This is a genomic window from Streptomyces sp. NBC_00878, assembly GCF_026341515.1.
In the GTDB taxonomy this organism is placed as follows: Bacteria; Actinomycetota; Actinomycetes; order Streptomycetales; family Streptomycetaceae; genus Streptomyces.
The window spans coordinates 3,595,863-3,615,461 of record NZ_JAPEOK010000001.1 but is presented as its reverse complement, the minus strand read 5'-3'; the positions used below and the strand labels follow the sequence as shown (position 1 = coordinate 3,615,461).

Annotated in this window: 12 protein-coding genes; 9 read left to right on the top strand and 3 right to left on the bottom strand. The window is 71.0% G+C overall.

Features of this window, described 5'->3' with window-relative positions:
- Window positions 1-11: 11 nt before the first annotated feature.
- Window positions 12-1,562, bottom strand: a complete 1,551-nt coding sequence (locus OHA11_RS14990) for an alpha/beta hydrolase (protein WP_266496382.1) — start codon at window positions 1,560-1,562, stop codon at window positions 12-14.
- A gap of 143 nt (window positions 1,563-1,705) precedes the next feature.
- Window positions 1,706-4,522 carry a lysylphosphatidylglycerol synthase transmembrane domain-containing protein gene (locus tag OHA11_RS14985; protein WP_266496380.1) on the bottom strand — a complete coding sequence of 939 codons (2,817 nt, stop codon included), beginning with the start codon at window positions 4,520-4,522 and terminating at the stop codon, window positions 1,706-1,708.
- Between the two features lie 185 nt (window positions 4,523-4,707).
- Between OHA11_RS14985 and OHA11_RS14980 the strand changes: the two genes are divergently transcribed.
- The 5 genes from OHA11_RS14980 (at window position 4,708) to nudC (ending at window position 15,384) form a co-directional block, all read left to right on the top strand.
- Window positions 4,708-5,073: an MGMT family protein gene (locus OHA11_RS14980; protein WP_323186566.1), complete on the top strand. Its 366-nt coding sequence runs from the start codon at window positions 4,708-4,710 to the stop codon at window positions 5,071-5,073.
- A 347-nt stretch (window positions 5,074-5,420) separates the two neighbouring features.
- Window positions 5,421-9,119 carry a UvrD-helicase domain-containing protein gene (locus OHA11_RS14975; protein ID WP_266496375.1) on the top strand — a complete coding sequence of 1,233 codons (3,699 nt, stop codon included), beginning with the start codon at window positions 5,421-5,423 and terminating at the stop codon, window positions 9,117-9,119.
- Between the two features lie 217 nt (window positions 9,120-9,336).
- On the top strand, window positions 9,337-12,912 hold the full coding sequence (locus tag OHA11_RS14970) for a UvrD-helicase domain-containing protein (protein WP_266496373.1): 3,576 nt from the start codon (window positions 9,337-9,339) through the stop codon (window positions 12,910-12,912).
- A 10-nt stretch (window positions 12,913-12,922) separates the two neighbouring features.
- The gene (locus OHA11_RS14965; protein WP_266496371.1) at window positions 12,923-14,326 is read left to right on the top strand and encodes a dipeptidase; all 1,404 of its coding nucleotides are present in this window, start codon (window positions 12,923-12,925) and stop codon (window positions 14,324-14,326) included.
- Between the two features lie 110 nt (window positions 14,327-14,436).
- Window positions 14,437-15,384, top strand: coding sequence for an NAD(+) diphosphatase (gene nudC / locus OHA11_RS14960; protein ID WP_266496369.1), 948 nt, complete (start codon window positions 14,437-14,439; stop codon window positions 15,382-15,384).
- Between the two features lie 12 nt (window positions 15,385-15,396).
- Here the strand turns inward: nudC and OHA11_RS14955 are convergent, their stop codons facing one another.
- Complete coding sequence (locus OHA11_RS14955) at window positions 15,397-15,639, bottom strand: mycoredoxin (protein ID WP_107020145.1); 243 nt, start codon at window positions 15,637-15,639, stop codon at window positions 15,397-15,399.
- 303 nt (window positions 15,640-15,942) lie between these two features.
- Between OHA11_RS14955 and OHA11_RS14950 the strand changes: the two genes are divergently transcribed.
- From OHA11_RS14950 to OHA11_RS14935, 4 genes are all read left to right on the top strand, one after another.
- On the top strand, window positions 15,943-18,204 hold the full coding sequence (locus OHA11_RS14950; RefSeq protein ID WP_323186565.1) for an ATP-dependent DNA helicase UvrD2: 2,262 nt from the start codon (window positions 15,943-15,945) through the stop codon (window positions 18,202-18,204).
- Window positions 18,205-18,368: 164 nt separating this feature from the next.
- Entirely contained in the window at window positions 18,369-18,683 is a 315-nt protein-coding gene (locus OHA11_RS14945) for a hypothetical protein (protein ID WP_266496361.1), read from the top strand.
- Window positions 18,684-18,857: 174 nt separating this feature from the next.
- Window positions 18,858-19,226: a WhiB family transcriptional regulator gene (locus OHA11_RS14940; RefSeq protein WP_266496359.1), complete on the top strand. Its 369-nt coding sequence runs from the start codon at window positions 18,858-18,860 to the stop codon at window positions 19,224-19,226.
- Entirely contained in the window at window positions 19,223-19,546 is a 324-nt protein-coding gene (locus tag OHA11_RS14935; protein WP_266496356.1) for a hypothetical protein, read from the top strand. Before OHA11_RS14940 ends, OHA11_RS14935 begins: the two co-directional genes overlap by 4 nt.
- Window positions 19,547-19,599 lie beyond the last annotated feature (53 nt).

The following is a 19,599-nucleotide window of genomic DNA, read 5'->3' as shown; positions in this document are numbered from 1 at the left end:
GACCTGCTACTTCATGAGCAGACCTTGCCGGTCGGCGGGACCTTGCCGTCCAGCAGGTAGCCGTTCACGGCGTCGCGCACGCACTTGTTTCCGCTGTCGTACGACCCATGCCCCTGGCCCTTGTACGTCACCTCGACCCCGACGCCCTTGCCCAGTGAGTCCACCATCTTGCGGGCGCCCTCGTAAGGCGTCGCCGGGTCGCCGGTGTTGCCGACCACGAGGATCGGGGCCGAGCCCGGCGCGCTCACGTCCGGGTGGTCGGCGGCGCCCGCCACCGCCCAGTCGGTGCAGCCGACCAGACCCCACGCCAGATAGTCGCCGAAGAGGGGCGAGGCCTCGCGGAACTCCGGAAGCTTCGCCCGCACGTCGGCGGTGGTGTAGCGGGGCTTGTCGTCGGCGCAGTTGATGGAGACGTTGGCGGCGGCGATGTTGCTGTACTCGCCGTCCTGGTTGCGCCCGTTCATCGAGTCGGCCAGCAGCATCAGCACCCTGCCGTCACCGTCGTACGCCTGCTGGAGTCCTTCGGTGAGGTACTCCCAGAACTCCTGCGAGTACAGGGACTGCGCGATGCCGCTGGTGGCGGCGGTCTGGGTCAGCTGCCGGGGGAAGACGCCCGGGATGGGCTTGCGGTCGAGGTCCCTGAGCAGGGTGGCGATCCGGTCCTTGACGTCCTGGGCGCTGTCGCCGAGCGGGCAGTCCTCCGTCTTCGACGTGCAGTCCTCGGCGAAGTTGTCGAGCGCGAGCTGGAAGCCCTTGGCCTGCCCGAGCGATCCCTGCGCCGGGTCCTGAGTCGGGTCCACCACCGCGTCGAAGAGGGCCCGCCCCACCCGTTTGGGGAACAAGTGGGCGTACACACCGCCCAGTTCCGTGCCGTACGAGATCCCGAAGTAGTGCAGCTTGTCGTCGCCGAGGACCTGCCGCATCAGGTCCAGGTCGCGGGCCGCGTCCGTGGTGCGTACGTACGGGAGGGACTTGCCGGAGTTCTTCTCACAGGCCGCGTTGAACTCCTTGGTGCTGTCCAGGAGCGTCTTCTGCTCGGCCGCGTCGTCGGGGGTGGCGTCCTGCTGGAAGTACTCGTCGAGCTCTTCGTTGCTCTCGCACTTCACGCCCGCGCTGCGGCCGACGCCCCGCGGATCGAAGCTGACCAGGTCGTAGCGGGTGCGCAGTTGTTCGTAGTCCTGGCCGAACGCGGGCAGTGTGGTCACGCCCGAGCCGCCGGGGCCGCCGAAGTTGAAGACCAGCGAGCCGATGCGCTTGTCCTTGGCGCCGCTCGCCTCCGCGCGGATCAGCGCGAGCCCGATCGTGTCCCCCTTGGGTTTCTCCCAGTCGAGGGGCGCCTTCAGGGTCGCGCACTTCCACGTGTCACCGTCCGACAGGGGAGACGGGGCCTCTCCGCCGCCCTCGGCCTCGGACGGTTCCGGGCAGTCCTCCCAGCTCAGCTTCTGCGCCGACAGGTCCTCGTCCTCGGAGTCACCGTCGCCGCCGCATCCCGCGAGGGCCGCGGACAGCAGAAGAGCGGTGGCGGTCAGGGCAGTGGCGCGCAGCGGGGAAGGGTTCGCCATGACCCCATCCTGGGGTCGCTCAAGGTGGGGCGCTCGGGGCACGGGCCGTGCGGGTGAGGGCACCCGAGCCTGTCTGCGGAGGGCGCTCTCTCGTGTCCCAGGGATCGTTCCAGGGGGCGTCTTCCAGAGGGCGCCCCCAGGAGTCAGAGCGCGCCCTTGCGCGTCAGGTGGTTGAAGAACAGCCACCCCGGCAGCACCGGCAGCCACAGCGTGAGGAGACGGTAGAGGAGGACGGCGGGCGCCGCGACCTCACTGGGGAGCCCGACGGCGATCAGACCCACCGTGAGGGTCGCCTCAACCGCGCCCACGCCGCCCGGGGTGGGCGCCGCGGAACCGAGCGCGTTTCCGGCGAGGAAGACCACGGCGACGCTGGCGATGCTCAGCGAGGGCGTGCCCTCGGTCCCGAACGCCCGGACCGACGCGTCGAGGCACATCACGAAACAGGCCGTCAGCAGGAGCATGCCGCCGATGCCGGTGAGGAGCTTCTGCGGCCGCTGCAGCACATCCAGCATGCGCGGTACGACACCCGCGAAAAGCGACCTCACGCGCGTGACGACGAATTTCCGCAGGAACGGTACCGAGGTCACCACGAGGACGAGGACCGCGACGGTCAGCAGACCGGCGATGACCGTCCTGGACGGCGACAAGGAGGGGGTCTTCTCGGTTCCGGTCAGATAGCCGAAGGACAGCAGCATCAGGATGTGGCAGCCGAGCCCGAACAGCTGCGACGCGCCGACACTCGCCACCGCGAGCCCCGGCCGCACCCCCGCGCGCTGGAGGAACCGCGTGTTGAGGGCGACACCGCCCACCGCCGCGGGCGCCACGATCTTGACGAAGGACCCGGCGACCTGCGCGGCCACGGTCCGTATGAACGGCACCCGCTCGGGCACGAAGCCCAGCAGGCTCATGGCCGCCGCGAAGTAGCTCAGCGCCGAGAAGAGCGCGGCCGCGGCGACCCAGCCCCACTCGGCGTTGTCGAAGAGGGTGCCGAACTCGATGTGAGTGAGCTGCGTCAGCAGGAAGTACGCGCCGAACGCGCCCGCGATGAAACTGATCAGCGTGCGCGGCCGGATGCGCTCCAGACGGGCCGGTTCGACGGGCGCCTGCGGCCTGATCAGCAGTACCTGGTGACGGATCTGGGTGAGCAGATCCTCCTCGCGTGCCTCCTCCAGCGCTTCGTCGATGGCCCGCTTCTCGGCCCGCTGCTCGGCGCGTACGGCCTTCTTGTCGTGCTTCTTGTCGGGCTTCTCCAGGACGGGCCCGGTCTCCTCGGAGGCGTCCACGTGCTCCTCGGCGCGGGCCAGCTTGGCCTGCCGGGAGGCTTCCAGGACGGCCTCGCGCTCACGCTCCGACCGCTCCCGGGCCAGCTTCCGCAGCGTCGCGCGGTGGGAGCGCGTGAGCGCGATGGGCTGCAACATGGGCAGGCAGTCCGCGACCGCGTCCGGGCCGAGCACCCCGACGGCCGACGCCACCGCGCGCTCCGCGCCGATGCGCAGGCCGAGCGTGGTCACCAGCTGAGCGACGTCCATGCGCAGCAGCAGCTCGCCGGCCGCGATCTCTCCGTTGCGCAGATCCGTGAGGATGACCGTGCCGGAACGATCCATCAGGATCGCGTCGCCGGCGAGCCTGCGGTGCGCGATGCGCCGGGACTGCAGCGCCTGCACCTGGTGCCAGGTGTCCCGGAGCAGGTCGTCGGTGATCTCCTCGTCCGGCAGCGAGTCGAGCGTGCGCCCCCCGATGTGCTCGTAGACCAGCATCACGGCGTCGGGGCCGAGCTCGGAGGTCGCGATCAGCTTGGGCGCGTTGGCTCCGGCCGCGATGGCCGCGTACGCGAGGAGCGCCTCCTGCTCCAGTGCCTGGCGCAGTGACTGGAGGCTGCGGCGTGTGGTGATGCCGCGCAGCGTCAGACGGCGCCACACGCGGTAGAAGAAGCCCTGCGCCTGCTGCTCACGGTCGACCACTGTGACGTCCAGTGGTGGGCCGTCCTGGAGCGTCACGAAGTACCGGCGGCCACGGTCGCCGTCCAGGGCCTCCGGAGTCTCGTCCCTGGCCGCGCTCACCGGGTGGAAGCCGACGTGCCGCAGGCCCGCCATCAGGGTCCGCCCCGTGGGCCGCACGTTAGGCGAGCCGACCGCGTACAGCGTCCCGTACGCCACGCTCCAGCCGATCAGCACGGTCAGGATGATCGAGAACGGGGTCGTGTAGCCGGTGACCAGCATGGAGAAGGCGTCGAGCAGCAGTACCACCCACAGCACCGCGCGCCAGCGCGGCCGACGCGACATGCCGACCGCCGTCATGTACGCGATGACCGGCGCGAGATAGCCGTGCACCGGGTCGGTGAGGGCGTGGATGTCGCTCGGCGAGGGCTGCGTGAGCGCCTTCTGGATCGAGTCCGGTGCCGCCTTGGCCACCCACAGATCGGTGGCGAGCGTCACTCCGTGCGCCAGGACCGCGGCCAGGACACCGTCGGCGATGCGCAGCCCATCGCGCTTGATCAGCCGCTCGATGGCGAAGGCGACCGGCACCAGGAGGATCGCGATGCTCGACGCGAGCCCCGCGATCTTGATGAGCAGGTCGGGTGCCTCGTCGGTGCCCTTGTTGATGTCCTGCGCCAGTCCCGACGTCGTGCCGTGCGCGAACGCGGCGATCGCCAGCAACAACGCGACCGCGAGCACGCCCACCAGGAGACGCATGAGATCGGAGGGGCGGTGCACGCGCGCGGGGAGCAGCGGTTCGTCGCCCTCGACCTCTTCGCTGTGGGCGTCGTCGGTGAGGTCCGCCCCCTCGTCGGCGCCCTTCCTGTGGGCGTCCGCCTCCTTCTCGGCGTCCGTCTTCCTGGCCTGACCCGCCTTCTCGGACGCGTCCGGAGTGTGCTCGTCCATGTCGTCACCGGTGTCTGGGCGCGACGAAACCCCAGAGGTGCCCTCCGCGTCTTCGGGGTGCACGCCCTGCTGTTTCATCGTCTCTTCTTGATCTCGTATCACCAGTAACCGCCCGCACGATGGTGGCATGCCCCACCGACACAGGGGGGCATCAGGGTGCAATGCGGGGTCGCACAGTCTGCCCCAAGCGCTACTCCGGGGCGAGGGATACGCACAGTCGCCAGCGCGTCACACTGTCGGTGGTCTGGGGCAGGATGGGGCGGATGAGCGAGCAGAGCCTTCCGGCGGACGCCCTGCCGGAGTACGCGGAGCGGGTCCTCGACGTCGCAGAGCTGATCCCGCCCGGGCGTGTCATGACGTACGGAGATGTCGCCGAATGGCTGGAGGAGGGCGGTCCCCGACAGGTCGGCCGCGTCATGGCCCTCTACGGAGGAGCCGTTCCGTGGTGGCGGGTCATACGCGCGGACGGCATCCTGCTCCCCGGCCACGAGCTGGAGGCGCTCGGCCACTACCGCGCGGAGGGCACGCCCCTGAAGGAGGCGAGCAGGTCCTCCGAGGGCCATCTCCCGCGGGTCGACATGAAACGGGCGCGGTGGGACGGCGGCGCGCGCACGGAGTGTCACACCTGACAGCTTCCGGCATCGGACGGCAGGAAGGGGCACCAGTGGCCCGTACGGGGGAAGCGAGGCACGTCCGTGCCATGCCGTACGTTCGTGAGGCGGGAGACGCGTGTGTCGGGAGGGAACAAGAGGAAGCCCTGCTTCCACGGCATCCACCGGCGTAGCGTCGACGGCGCGCATCCCGTTCATCCCGATGCCACCGCCCTCATCGCGCGCGGGTTCCTCCACCCGTCGCCCCACGACCACCCCTGAACGACGGCGCTCCACCCTTGAAAGACGGTGCTCCACCCCTGAAAGACGGCGCTCCGCGTCGACAGTGACAGACCCAAGCACAACCACCAGGACCGGCGAACCACGTGAGCTCCTCTTCCTCCACCAGGCGCCTGCCGCACCCCCAGGGGCGGCAGGGGGCCCGTGGCGCTTACCGACTGGTGCGTACTCCGCCGGCCAGGGTGGCTCCCCCTCTGCTGGACGCAGGGCAGCGCGCGGCGGTTGACCACGATCACGGCCCGCTGCTCGTCCTCGCAGGTCCGGGCACCGGCAAGACGACCACACTCGTGGAGTCCGTGGCGGCCCGGATCGCGCGCGGCGCGGACCCCGAGAGGGTCCTGGTGCTGACGTTCAGCCGCAAGGCCGCCGTGGAACTGCGCGACCGCATGGCGCTGCGCATAGGAGCGGCCCGTGCGCCCCAGGCGACGACCTTCCACTCCTTCTGCTACGCCCTGGTCCGCGCCCACCAGGACAGCGACCTGTTCGTGGAGCCGCTGCGGCTGCTCTCCGGCCCCGAACAGGACGTGGCGGTACGGGAACTGCTCGGGGGTCAGCCCGGCCTGGAGCGGCTCGGCCTCGCCCACGTGCGCTGGCCGGACGAGCTCCGTGCCTGTCTGACCACGCGCGGCTTCGCCGACGAGGTCCGCGCGGTCCTCGCCCGCAGCCGTGAACTGGGCCTCGGTCCCGACGCGCTCGGGGCCTTCGCGCGGCGCATCGGCCGCCCCGACTGGCTCGCCGCCTCCGCCTTCCTGGCCGAGTACCTCGACGTCCTCGACATGCAAGGAGTGCTCGACTACGCGGAACTGGTGCACCGCGCGGTGCTGCTCGCCCGACGCCCCGAGGTCGCCGAGCGCCTGGCCGCCCAGTACGACGCCGTCTTCGTGGACGAGTACCAGGACACCGATCCGGCGCAGGTACGGCTGCTGCACGCGCTCGCGGGCGGTGGTCGCACCCTGGTGGCCTTCGGTGACCCCGACCAGTCGATCTACACGTTCCGGGGCGCCGACGTGAACGGCATCCTGGAGTTCCCGGAGGCCTTCCCGCGCGCGGACGGTACCTCGGCACCGGTGGAGGTCCTGAGGACCTCACGCCGGTCGGGCGCCGGCCTCCTGGCGGCCACCCGGCTGCTGACCCAGCGCATGCCCCTGACCCGCCTTCCCGCGGAGAAAGTACGCGCCCACAGGGAGCTTGCCGCCGTACGGGACGGCGGCCGCGTCGAGGTCCACACGTACCCGACGCCCGGCACGGAGCTGGACAACATCGCCGACATCCTGCGCCGCGCCCACCTGGAGGACGGCGTCCCTTGGAACGAGATGGCCGTCCTGGTGCGCGCGGGCTCCCGCACCATCCCGACGATTCGCCGCACCCTCACCGCGGCCGGTGTCCCCCTCGACATCGACGGCGACGACGTGGCACTGCGGCACGAACCGGCGGTGACGCCGCTCCTGACGGCACTCAGGGCCGTGGCCACGGCGGAGACGGCGGGTGCCGCGGTGGGCATGCGTCCCGACGAGGACGTACGGGCCGGCGACGAGGTACGCCCTGACGAGGACGCACGAGCCGAGACGGACGTACGAGTGGAGACGACGGACGCACGAGCCGAGACGGACGTACGAGTTGAGGCGGACGTACGAGTTGAGGCGGACGTACGAGTTGAGGCGGACGTACGAGTTGAGGCGGGCGAACACGCGGAGGAGGGCGTACGAGGCGAGCCGGGCGTACGAGGCGAGGCGGGCGTACGAGGCGAGGCGGGCGTACGAGGCGAGGCGGGCGTACGAGGCGAGGCGGGCGAACACGCGGAGGAGGGGCACTCGGACGCGTCTCCCGATGCTGTCGGCCCGGCACCCGAAGAACGCGGCGCGCCTGACGAGGAGCCCGATGGTGCCGCCGAAGAGCGTGAACCGGACGCACCCTGGCTCGACACCGAGACCGCGCTCAGCCTCCTCGCGTCCCCGCTGGCCGGCATGGACGCCGCCGATCTGCGCCGCCTGGGCCGTGCCCTGCGTGAGGAGGAGCGCGCCGCGGGCAACCATGTGCCGCCGCCCTCCGACGAGTTGCTGGCGCGGGCGCTGGCCGAGCCGGAGCGGCTGGTCGCCCACGACCCGGCGTACGCGCGCGGAGCCCAGCGACTGGGCGCCCTGCTGCGCAAGGCACGGGAACGCCTCGCGGGCGGCGGTACGGCCGAGGAGGCGCTCTGGGAGCTGTGGGACGGTACGCCCTGGCCGCAGCGCCTGGAGCGGGCCGCCCGGCGCGGCGGCGCGGCCGGGCGCAACGCGGACCGTGACCTCGACGCCGTATGCGCGCTGTTCGCCACCGCGTCCCGCGCGGAGGAACGCACCGGCGGTCGCGGCGCCCTCAACTTCCTGGAGGAGATCGACGCCGAGGACATCGCGGCCGACACGCTCACCCGCAGGGCCCTACGTCCCGACGCCGTACGCCTGATGACCGCGCACCGCTCCAAGGGCCTGGAGTGGCGCCTCGTGGTCGTGGCAGGTGTCCAGGAAGGGCTGTGGCCCGACCTGCGCCGCCGCGGCTCCCTCCTGGAGGCCGACCGCATCGGACGCGACGGCCTCGCGGAGCCGCTGACCCCGGGAGCGCTCCTCTCCGAAGAGCGCCGTCTGTTCTACGTGGCCGCCACGCGCGCGCGTGAGCGCCTCGTCGTCACCGCCGTGAAGGCCCCGGCCGACGACGGCGACCAACCCTCGCGCTTCCTCACCGAACTCGGCGTGGAACCCAAGGACATAACAGGCCGTCCCCGCCGCCCCCTGTCCGTCGCCGCGCTCGTCGCCGAACTGCGCGCCACGACGGTCGACCCGCGCGTCTCGGACACCCTCAGGGAAGCCGCGGCCCGCCGGCTGGCCAGGCTCGCCGCGCTCGGCGACGAGGACGGCCGCCCCCTCGTGCCCTCAGCCCACCCCTACCGCTGGTGGGGCATGTACGAGCCGACCGAGAGCAAGGTGCCGCTGCGCGACCGCGACCACCCCGTGGTGCTGTCCGGGAGCGCCCTCGACCAGCTCGCCAACACCTGTGCCCTGCAGTGGTTCCTGGGTCGTGAGGTGAAGGCCGACGCCCCCGCGACCGTTGCCCAGGGTTTCGGCAACGTGGTGCACGTCCTGGCCGACGAGGTCGCCTCCGGCCGCACTCCCGCGGACCTCGCCGTCCTCATGGAGCGCCTCGACTCCGTGTGGGACGCGCTCGCCTTCGACGCGCCCTGGAAGTCGGCGCAGGAGAAGGAGCACGCGCGCGTGGCGCTCGAACGCTTCCTGAAGTGGCACGTCATGGACCGCACGGGCCGTACGCCGGTGGCGAGCGAGCACGACTTCGACGTCACCCTCGAAGCGGGCTCCTACGAAGTACGCATCCGCGGCTCCATGGACCGCGTCGAGCGGGACACCGAAGGCCGCGCCTACGTAGTGGACTTCAAGACCGGCAAACAGGCACCGAGCGCGGCCGACGTGGCCCACCACCCGCAGCTCGCCGTCTACCAGCTCGCCGTCCGCGAAGGAGCCGTTGACGAGGCCTTCGAGGGCGAACGTCCCGACTCCGGCGGCGCAGAACTCGTTCAACTCCGTCAGGGCGCCCCCAAGAAGGACGGCGGTGAGACCTTCCCCAAGGTGCAGGCCCAAGTGCCGCTGGAGGGAGAGTGGGTCGGCGACCTCCTCGCCACCGCGGCGGGCAAGGTCCTCGACGAACGGTTCACACCGACGACCGGCCAGCACTGCACCCACTGCGCGTTCCGGGCCTCGTGCAGCGCGCGGCCGGAGGGGCGGCACGTGGTCGAGTGAGAGGGCGTGGCGGCCGACAGGGGGTGGGTCGTGGTGACGGTGCGCGGACGCCTCCTGAAGGACGTGCGGGCATCCGCAGTACTGAAGGCTCCGCCGACCTGAGGGCTCCTGCCGTACACGAAGTGACGTACGGCACCACGTGTGCTGACCAGCACATCCTCCGGCCCGGCCATCGATTGGGCACCGGCTGTCAGTGGGCGCGGCTAGCCTCTCTGACGTGCCAGCCCGTATCTCTGATCCCGAGCAGCTCAAGGAGCTCCTCGGCATCCCGTTCACCCCGGAGCAGACTGCCTGCATCACCGCCCCGCCCGCCCCGCAGGTGATCGTGGCCGGCGCCGGCTCCGGCAAGACCACGGTGATGGCCGCGCGCGTGGTGTGGCTGGTCGGCACCGGACAGGTCGCCCCCGAGCAGGTCCTCGGACTGACGTTCACCAACAAGGCGGCGGGCGAACTCGCCGAGCGCGTACGGAAAGCACTCATCAAGGCGGGTGTCACCGACCCGGACGTGATCGACCCGGACAACTCGCCCGGCGAGCCCGTCATCTCCACCTACCACGCCTTCGCGGGCCGCCTGCTGAGCGACCACGGGCTGCGCATCGGACTCGAACCCACCGCGCGTCTCCTCGCCGACGCGACGCGCTACCAGCTCGCCGCGCGCGTCCTGCGCGAGGCCCCGGGACCCTACCCCGCACTCACCCGCTCCTTCCCCGACCTGGTCAGCGACCTCCTCACGCTCGACTCCGAACTCTCCGAACACCTTGTGCGCCCCGAGGAGTTGCGGGCCTACGACGCCCGGCTGCTGCACGACCTGGAGAGCGTCAAGCTCACCAACACCGACTTGCGCAAGGTCCCCGAAACCGCCGCCGCCCGACGTGAACTGGCCGAGCTGGTGAGCCGCTACAGGGCCGCCAAGCGCGAGCGCGACCTCCTCGACTTCGGTGACCAGATCGCCCTCTCCGCGACCCTCGCCAGCACGCGCCCCGAGGTCGGCGGCATCCTGCGCGACGAGTTCCGAGTGGTCCTGCTCGACGAGTACCAGGACACCTCCGTGGCCCAGCGCATCCTCCTCGCGGGCCTGTTCGGCAGCGGCACGGGCCACCCGGTGACCGCCGTCGGAGACCCCTGCCAGGCGATCTACGGCTGGCGAGGCGCCTCCGTCGCCAACCTCGACGACTTCCCCGAGCACTTCGCCCACGCCGACGGCCACCCCGCGACCCGCCAGTCGCTCAGCGAGAACCGCCGCAGCGGCGGCCGCCTCCTGGACCTCGCCAACGGCCTCGCCGAGCCCCTGCGCGCCCTGCACGCGGGCGTGGAGGCACTCCGCCCGGCCCCGGGCGCCGAGCGGGACGGCATCGTGCGCTGCGCCCTGCTGAACACCCACGCCGAGGAGATGGACTGGCTCGCCGACTCCATCGCCCACCTCGTACGCACCGGAAAGGCGCCCGGCGAGATCGCCGTCCTGTGCCGCACCGCGACCGACTTCGCCGAGATCCAGGGCGCCCTCGTCGCCCGCGACATCCCCGTCGAGGTCGTCGGCCTCTCCGGGCTGCTGCACCTGCCCGAGGTCGCCGACCTGGTCGCCGTCTGCGAGGTCCTCCAGGACCCGGGAGCCAACGCCTCGCTGGTCCGCCTGCTCACCGGCCCGCGCTGGCGCATCGGCGCCCGCGACCTGGCCCTCCTGGGACGCCGGGCCCGCCTTCTCGTGTCGCACGCGCGCGTGGGGGCCGACGACGACCCCGACCGACGGCTCGCCGCCGCGGTCGAGGGCGTCGACCCCGCCGAGATCATCTCGCTCGCGGACGCCCTCGACACGTTCCTGGAGACACCCCTCGGAGGCGACGGGGATGCCGACGCACTGCCCTTCTCCGCCGACGCCCGCGTACGGTTCGCCCGGCTGGCCACCGAACTGCGCGACCTGCGCCGCTCGCTCTCCGACCCGCTCATGGACGTACTGCACCGAGTCCTCGCCACCACCGGTCTGGAGGTGGAGCTCTCCGCGTCCCCGCACGCCCTGGCCGCCCGCCGACGCGAGACCCTCTCCAACTTCCTGGACATCGCCGCGTCCTTCGCCGCCAACGACGGCGAAGCCACCCTCCTCGCCTTCCTGGGTTTCCTGCGCACCGCGGCCCAGTACGAGAAGGGCCTCGACAACGCCCTGCCGGGCGGCGAGAACACCGTCAAGGTGCTGACCGCGCACAAGTCCAAGGGCCTGGAATGGGACGTCGTCGCGGTCCCCGGCCTCGTCACCGGCACCTTCCCCAGCAGCCAGGGCCGCGAGAAGTGGACCGCACAGGGCAAGGTCCTCCCGCACGAGCTCCGCGGCGACGCCGACACCCTGCCGGACATCGGTGACTGGGACTCCCGCAGCATGAAGGCCTTCCACGAGGCCATGAAGGAACACCAGCACACCGAGGAACTCCGCCTCGGCTACGTCACGTTCACCCGCCCCCGCTCCCTGCTCCTCGGCTCCGGCCACTGGTGGGGCCCCTCCCAGAAGAAGCCCCGCGGCCCCTCCGACTTCCTGCACGCCCTCTACGAGCACTGCGAGGCTGGACACGGCGAGATCGAGGCCTGGGCGGACGAACCCGAGGAGAACGACGAGAACCCCGCGCTGCACGAGGCCGGCGGCGACCACGCCTGGCCGCTCCCGCTCGACGACGCGGCGATGGCCCGCCGACGCGCGGCCGCACAGACGGTCCTGGCCCACCTGGAGTCCGGCCACTCCCACGAGACGGCCCACCCCTCGTCCCACCACGCCCCGGACTCGTACGACGACCCGGACTGGCCGCCTCCACCCGAGGACGACGAACCGCCTTACGACGAGGCCCCTTACGGGGGCGACGAATTCCCGGATGAGCTTCCCTACGGGGACGACCTCCACGAAGAGACCGATTCCACAGACGAGGCAGCCCGGGGAGACTGGGACTCGTGGACAACGAACCGTCCCAGGGTTCCGCACCCCACCCAGTCCCCGGACGCGCACCCCACCCGCTCACTGGACGCACGCCCGCACCCTCCGCAGACGTCGCGCCCAGTCTCCGAGACCAGGCACCTCACCCCGGAGGAAGCCCGCACCGTCGCCTCCTGGGACCGCGACCTGGACGCCCTCACCGGAGAGCTCCTACGCGCCCGCGAGCGCGTCACGGACGTACCCCTGCCGGCTTCTCTGACCGTCTCCCAGCTGCTGCGCCTGGCCGCCGACGCGGACGCCTTCGCACAGGAACTGGCGCGCCCCATGCCGCGCCCGCCCCAGCCGGCCGCCCGCAGAGGCACCCGCTTCCACGCCTGGGTCGAAGCCCGCTTCGAAGAACTGCGGCTGCCGATGCTGGAGCCGGAGGAACTGCCCGGCAGCGAGGCCGAGATCACCGACGAGCGCGACCTGGAAGCCCTCAAGGACGCCTTCGAACGCACCCCGTACGCCCACCGCACCCCCCACCGCGTCGAGGCACCCTTCCAACTCGCGATCGCCGGACGCGTCGTACGGGGCCGCATCGACGCCGTCTACAAGGAAGTCGACGGCAACGGGACGACGTACGAGATCGTCGACTGGAAGACCAACCGCACCCGTAACGCCGATCCGCTCCAACTCGCCCTCTACCGGCTCGCCTGGGCCGAGCAGCACGGCGTACCCCTGGAATCCGTACAGACCGCGTTCCTGTACGTGCGCAGCGGCGAGGTCGTACGCCCCGAGGGCCTGCCCGACCGAGCCGCGCTGGAGCGGCTCCTCCTGGAAGAACCACCCGATGGGGTCCCCGGGGAACCGCCGGACCAGCACGCGCGCGTGGACGGCTAGGCTCGTGACCATGAGCAAGACTCCGGACAGCGCCGTCCGCGCGTACATCGAGCAGCACCGCGCCGCCTTCCTCGACGACCTCGCCGAGTGGCTGCGCATCCCGTCCGTGTCGGCCCAGCCCGAACACGCCGCGGATGTACGGCGCAGCGCCGACTGGCTCGCCGCGAAACTCCAGGAGACCGGCTTCCCGACCTGCGAGGTCTGGGCGACGCCCGGCGCCCCCGCCGTCTTCGCCGAGTGGCCCTCCGACGACCCGCAGGCACCCACGGTCCTCGTCTACGGACACCACGACGTACAGCCCGCGGCCCGCGAGGACGGCTGGGACACCGACCCCTTCGAGCCCGTCGTCCGCGGAAACCGCCTCCACGCGCGCGGGGCAGCCGACGACAAGGGCCAGGTGTTCTTCCACACACTCGGCGTCCGCGCCCACCTCGCAGCGACCGGCCGCACCACCCCCGCCGTCCACCTGAAGCTGCTCATCGAGGGCGAGGAGGAGTCCGGCTCCCCGCACTTCCGCGCACTCGTCGAAGAGCGGAAGGAGCGCCTCACCGCCGACGCCGTGATCGTCTCCGACACCAGCATGTGGTCCGAGGACACCCCCACCGTGTGCACCGGCATGCGCGGCCTCGCCGAGTGCGAGATCGAGCTCTACGGGCCCGACCAGGACATCCACTCCGGCGCCTTCGGCGGCGCCGTACCCAATCCGGCCACCGCGGCCGCCCGCCTCGTCGCCGCTCTGCACGACGAGCACGCGCGCGTGGCCATCCCCGGCTTCTACGAAGGCATCGCCGAACTCACCGACCGCGAGCGGGAACTCTTCGCCGAACTGCCCTTCGACGAGGCCGAGTGGCTGCGCACCGCCAAGTCGACGGCCACCCACGGAGAGGCCGGACAGACCACCCTGGAGCGGATCTGGGCCCGGCCGACCGCCGAGGTCAACGGCATCGGCGGCGGCTACCAAGGCCCCGGCAGCAAGACGATCATCCCGTCCTCGGCCATGGTGAAGCTCTCCTTCCGGCTCGTCGCCGGACAGGACCCCGACCACATCGAGAAGATCGTCCGCGCCTGGACCGCAGAGCGGATGCCCGCCGGCATCCGCCACGAGATCACCTTCGGTGCCGCCACCCGCCCGTGCCTCACACCGCTCGACCACCCGGCACTGCAATCCGTCGCACGCGCCATGGGCCGCGCCTTCGAGCAGGAGATCCGCTTCACCCGCGCGGGAGGTTCAGGGCCCGCCGCGGACCTTCAGGACGTCCTCGCCGCACCGGTGCTGTTCCTCGGCATCTCCGTCCCGTCCGACGGCTGGCACGCCCCGAACGAGAAGGTCGAACTCGACCTGCTCCTCAAAGGCGTCGAAACCACCGCCTACCTGTGGGGCGAACTGGCCCAGAACTGGCGCGATGCACACTGAAGAAGCCCCGTCGCACACGTCCCGCCACACATCCGGCCGAACCACCCGCCATACATCCGGCTGAACCACCCGACGAAACAACCGTTCCACCGGGGGAGTTGGAAGCACCCGTGACCACCTGGACCGACCACACCGCCGACCGTCCCATCTCGCTCACCGCCCCGAGCGGCATCGACCGGGCCGCCCACCACCGGCTCGACGAGGCCTGGCTCGCCGCGGCGTGGAGCCACCCCACCACCCGCGCCTTCGTGGTCTCCGGCGGCCAGGTCCTCATCGACGAGACAGCGGACGGCACCACCGAACTCGTCATGACCCCGTCCTTCGAAGCGCCCCTCACCGAAGCGCACCGCTACTTCCTCGGCACCGACGACGACGGCGTCAGCTACTTCGCACTCCAGAAGGACGCCCTTCCGGGCCGCATGGACCAGTCCGCGCGCGCGGCGGGCCTGCGCGAGGCCGGCCTGCTCCTCTCACCGCGCGACGCGGGCCTGATGGTGCATGCGGTAGCCCTGGAGAACTGGCAGCGCCTGCACCGCTTCTGCTCCCGCTGCGGCGAGCGTACGGTGATCGCCGCGGCCGGCCACATCCGCCGCTGCCCCGCCTGCGGCGCCGAGCACTACCCGCGCACCGACCCCGCCGTGATCATGGCCGTCACCGATCACGAAGACCGCATCCTCCTCGGCCGCCAGGTCCACTGGCCCGAAGGCCGCTTCTCCACCCTCGCCGGCTTCGTCGAGCCCGGCGAGTCCATCGAGCAGTCGGTCCGCCGCGAGGTCTTCGAAGAGGCCGGCGTCACCGTCGGCGAGGTCGAATACATCGCCAGCCAGCCCTGGCCCTTCCCCTCCAGCCTCATGCTGGGCTTCATGGCCCGCGCCACCTCGTCGGAGATCAACGTCGACGGCGAGGAGATCCACGAAGCCCGCTGGTTCTCCCGCGAAGACCTGCGGGCCGCCTTCGAGTCCGGGGAGGTCCTGCCTCCGTACGGCATCTCGATTGCGGCCCGCCTGATCGAACTCTGGTACGGCAAGCCCCTGCCGACGCGCGGAGCGGCCGCCTGAGGCACGTACCGGCTACGCGCCGATCTTCTGCTTGACCTGCGCCAGCGAAGGGTTCGTCAGCGTCGAACCGTCCGGGAAGAGAACGGTGGGAACTGTCTGGTTTCCGCCGTTCGCCTTCTCCACGAAGGCCGCGGACGCCGGGTCGTGCTCGATGTTGATCTCGTCGTACGTGATGCCCTCGCGGTCCATCTGGCTCTTCAGCCGACGGCAGTAGCCACACCACGTGGTGCTGTACATCGTCACAGTGCCCGGCATGTCTCTCATGCTCCTTCGCTGCTGGGGGTGCGTGTTCGCAGTGGATGGAACGTACGCGACCGGGCCGCCATTCCCATCCGGGGCGGCGGGGAGAGCAGGTCCACAAAGGGGGCCGCGTGAAGGGGCGGCGTCGGCACCGCCGCGGCGGCGTCGGCACTACCGGACCGGACTCCCGCCGCGTCGGCGAGCCGGGCGCCTGCCGCACAAGCGGGCTGAGCGCTTGCCGCACGGGCACGAGCAGGCTCAGCGCCGCCCGCACCAGCACAAGCAGGCTCAGCACCTGCCGCATTAGTACGACTGCGAGTGCCTCCCTGTGGACAACCGGCGCACCCGTCTCCGCCGACCTGGCAGCATGGCGGGGTGACAGCAGCAACGCATTCCACCCTCTTCCCGCAGGCCCCAGACACGGCCGACGCGGTACTGGAAGGGCTCGACCCCGAGCAGCGCGAGGTCGCCACCGCCCTGCACGGCCCGGTGTGCGTGCTGGCGGGAGCCGGTACGGGCAAGACCCGCGCCATCACCCACCGCATCGCCTACGGAGTGCGCGCGGGCATCCTCCAGCCCTCCAGCGTGCTCGCCGTCACCTTCACCAACCGCGCCGCCGGGGAGATGCGAGGCCGCCTCCGCCAACTCGGTGCCTCTGGAGTCCAGGCCCGCACCTTCCACTCCGCCGCCCTGCGGCAGCTCCAGTACTTCTGGCCGAAAGCGGTCGGTGGCAGCCTGCCGCGAATCGTCGACCGCAAGATCCAGCTCGTCGCCGACGCCGCGGCCACCTGCCGCGTCCGCCTCGACCGTGGCGAACTGCGGGACGTCACCGCCGAGATCGAATGGTCCAAGGTCACCCAGACCGTCCCCGCCGACTACGCCGCCGCCGCGGCCAAGGCCGGCCGCGAAGCCCCCCGCAACCGCGCCGAGATCGCCCAGCTCTACGCCGCGTACGAAGACCTCAAGCGCGACCGCGGCGTCATCGACTTCGAGGACGTCCTGCTGCTGACCGTCGCCATCCTCCAGGACCAGCACGACATCGCCGAAGCGGTCCGCGCCCAGTACCAGCACTTCGTGGTCGACGAGTACCAGGACGTCAGCCCCCTCCAGCAGCGCCTCCTCGACCTGTGGCTCGGCGAGCGCGACAGCCTCTGCGTCGTCGGCGACGCCAGCCAGACCATCTACTCGTTCACCGGTGCAACACCCGACCACCTCCTCGACTTCCGCACCCGCCACCCCGGAGCCACGGTCGTCAAACTGGTCAGGGACTACCGCTCCACCCCTCAGGTGGTCCACCTCGCCAACGGCCTGCTCGCCCAAGCCCGCGGTCGCGCGGCCGACCACCGCCTGGAGCTGATCTCCCAGCGCGCCGCAGGCCCCGAGCCCGGCTATGCCGAGTACGCCGACGAGCCCGCCGAAGCCGAAGGCGCCGCCCGCCGCATCCGCGACCTCATCGCCGCCGGCATCCCCGCCAGCGAAATCGCGATCCTGTTCCGTACGAACTCGCAGTCCGAGATCTACGAACAAGCCCTCGCCGACGTCGGAGTGCCCTACCAACTGCGCGGAGCCGAGCGCTTCTTCGACCGTCCCGAGGTGAAGCGAGCCATCCACGCCCTGCGCGGAGCAGCCCGCTTCGGGGGCAACGACTCACTCCTCGACGACGCCCCCGACCTGCCCTCGCAGGTACGAGCCGTACTGTCCGGAGACGGCTGGACCCATCAGCCCCCCGCGGGCTCCGGGGCCGTCAGGGAGCGCTGGGAGTCCCTCGCCGCCCTCGCCCATCTGGCCCAGGACTTCGCCACCGCCAAACCCGACGCCACACTCGGCGATCTCGTGGCCGAACTCGACGAACGCGCCGGCGCCCAGCACGCCCCGACCGTCCAGGGCGTCACCCTCGCCTCCCTCCACTCCGCCAAGGGCCTGGAGTGGGACGTCGTGTTCCTGGTCGGTGTCGCCGAAGGCATGATGCCGATCACCTACGCGAAGACCGACGAACAGATCGAGGAGGAGCGCCGTCTCCTCTACGTCGGCGTCACCCGAGCCAGAGAACACCTCTCCGTCTCCTGGGCCCTGTCCCGCTCACCCGGCGGTCGGCCCAACCGGCGCCCCAGCCGCTTCCTCGACGGACTGCGCCCCGGCTCCGTCACCACGGCGAACCGCGGCGGCACAGCAGGCCCCGGTGGCTCGGGCGGTATCGAGCGCGGCGCTCCGGGCAGCGTTCCCGGCGTCCCCCGACGGGCAAACCGCACCCCCGCCCGCTGCCGGGTCTGCGGCCGCACCCTCAACGAAGCCGGCGAGATGAAACTGATGCGTTGCGAGGACTGCCCCTCCGACATGGACGAGGGCCTCTACGAGCGGTTGCGCGACTGGCGGGCGGTGCAGGCGGAGCGCAGCGGTCAGCCGGACTTCTGCGTCTTCACGGACAAGACACTGATGGCCATCGCCGAAGCGGTGCCGTCCACTCCGGCTGAGCTGACCCGCATCCCAGGCGTCCGCGCCCGCAAGCTGAACCGCTACGGAGCCGACGTACTCGCCATCTGTGCAGGTCAAGAGCTTGAGAGTGGTGAGGACGGCGACTGATTCAAACTCGTCGAAAAAATAGTTTGCGCATGCCCCAGCAATCCCCATAGGTTCTAAAGCACGGAAGCGGCGGCCTTCTCGAAGGCCCTGGTTCCGTGCTGTACTTAATAACCGTCGGCCCGGCTCACCCCGGACCCCAGAGACGCCGAGAGGAGGCGATTCCCGTGATCAGCATCAACAGCAGCTCCGTCACCACTGCCAAATTGACCGATCGCTCGGTCGTCTCCACGTGCCTGCTCGGCTTCTCGAACCTGGGCACCGGTCTGTCCGGCGCCCCTGCCGTCCGGCCGGCGTCCTCCATGTCTCTCGCGGGACTCCCTGTCCGTGAGCGCAATGAGCGACCGATGAAGGCACTGGAAGCAGTAGAGGCACAGGCGAAGGCCTATGCCTTTGAGGCTGCCGGTGCCGGAGCCGCCAAGCAGTCGCACCACACGATGTGGGCCTTCCGTGGGCCTGAACCCTGGAGTGATCCAGCCTGATCGACGATCAGGCCGGCGCCTTCAGGGCCGCGGAACCCCACCCGGGATCCGCGGCCCTTCTGTTTGTCCCCGATCAGGGACAACAGAGCGAAGGGGCCTCGGGACAAGAAAAGAACCCGGTACCAGCCGCCAACCGGCCAACCGGCCGGCACGACCAGACGAGGAAGACCAACCGTGCAACTCGAAGCGCACGCCCCGTCCGTACCGCCTTCCGAAACGATCGCCCCGCCCGGCCTCACGGAGGACTCCACCTTGACCCCGCTCACTGCGCTCACCGCGCTCGACGACGCCATCGAGAACCTCGGCGTGCCCGTCCCCTGCCGCTCCTACGACCCGGAGGTCTTCTTCGCCGAGTCGCCGGCCGATGTCGAGTACGCCAAGTCCCTCTGCCGCACCTGCCCGCTGATCGAGGCCTGCCTCGCCGGCGCCAAGGAGCGGCGTGAGCCCTGGGGCGTCTGGGGCGGCGAACTCTTCGTCCAGGGTGTCGTTGTCGCCCGGAAGCGGCCGCGTGGCCGCCCGCGCAAGAACCCGGTTGCGGCATGAACACCCTAGGAACGATCGATCGCCCCCTGACGCACGACCCCAAGAAGCAGGTCCCGATGAAGCCGTCCACCAGCGAGCCCGCCGGCTCCGCAATTCCAGACTTCACCTCCACCGGCGCGCATGACACGCGCCAGAACAGGACCCGAGAGATGCAACTCATCCCAGAAGCCCTGGCTCGTGCGCATATGCACGACCGGCTGCATGAGGCGGAGCAGGAACGCCGGGCGATGCGCCTGGTGACGGCCCGCCGCATGCAGCGCCGGGCCGAGCGCGCGTCGCGCCGCGCGCGCCGCGCTCTGGCCATGGCGGTCATGCAGTAACGCGGCTATGAAGCAAAGCCGTTGGAACAACGGCAACAGCAACAACAACTGAT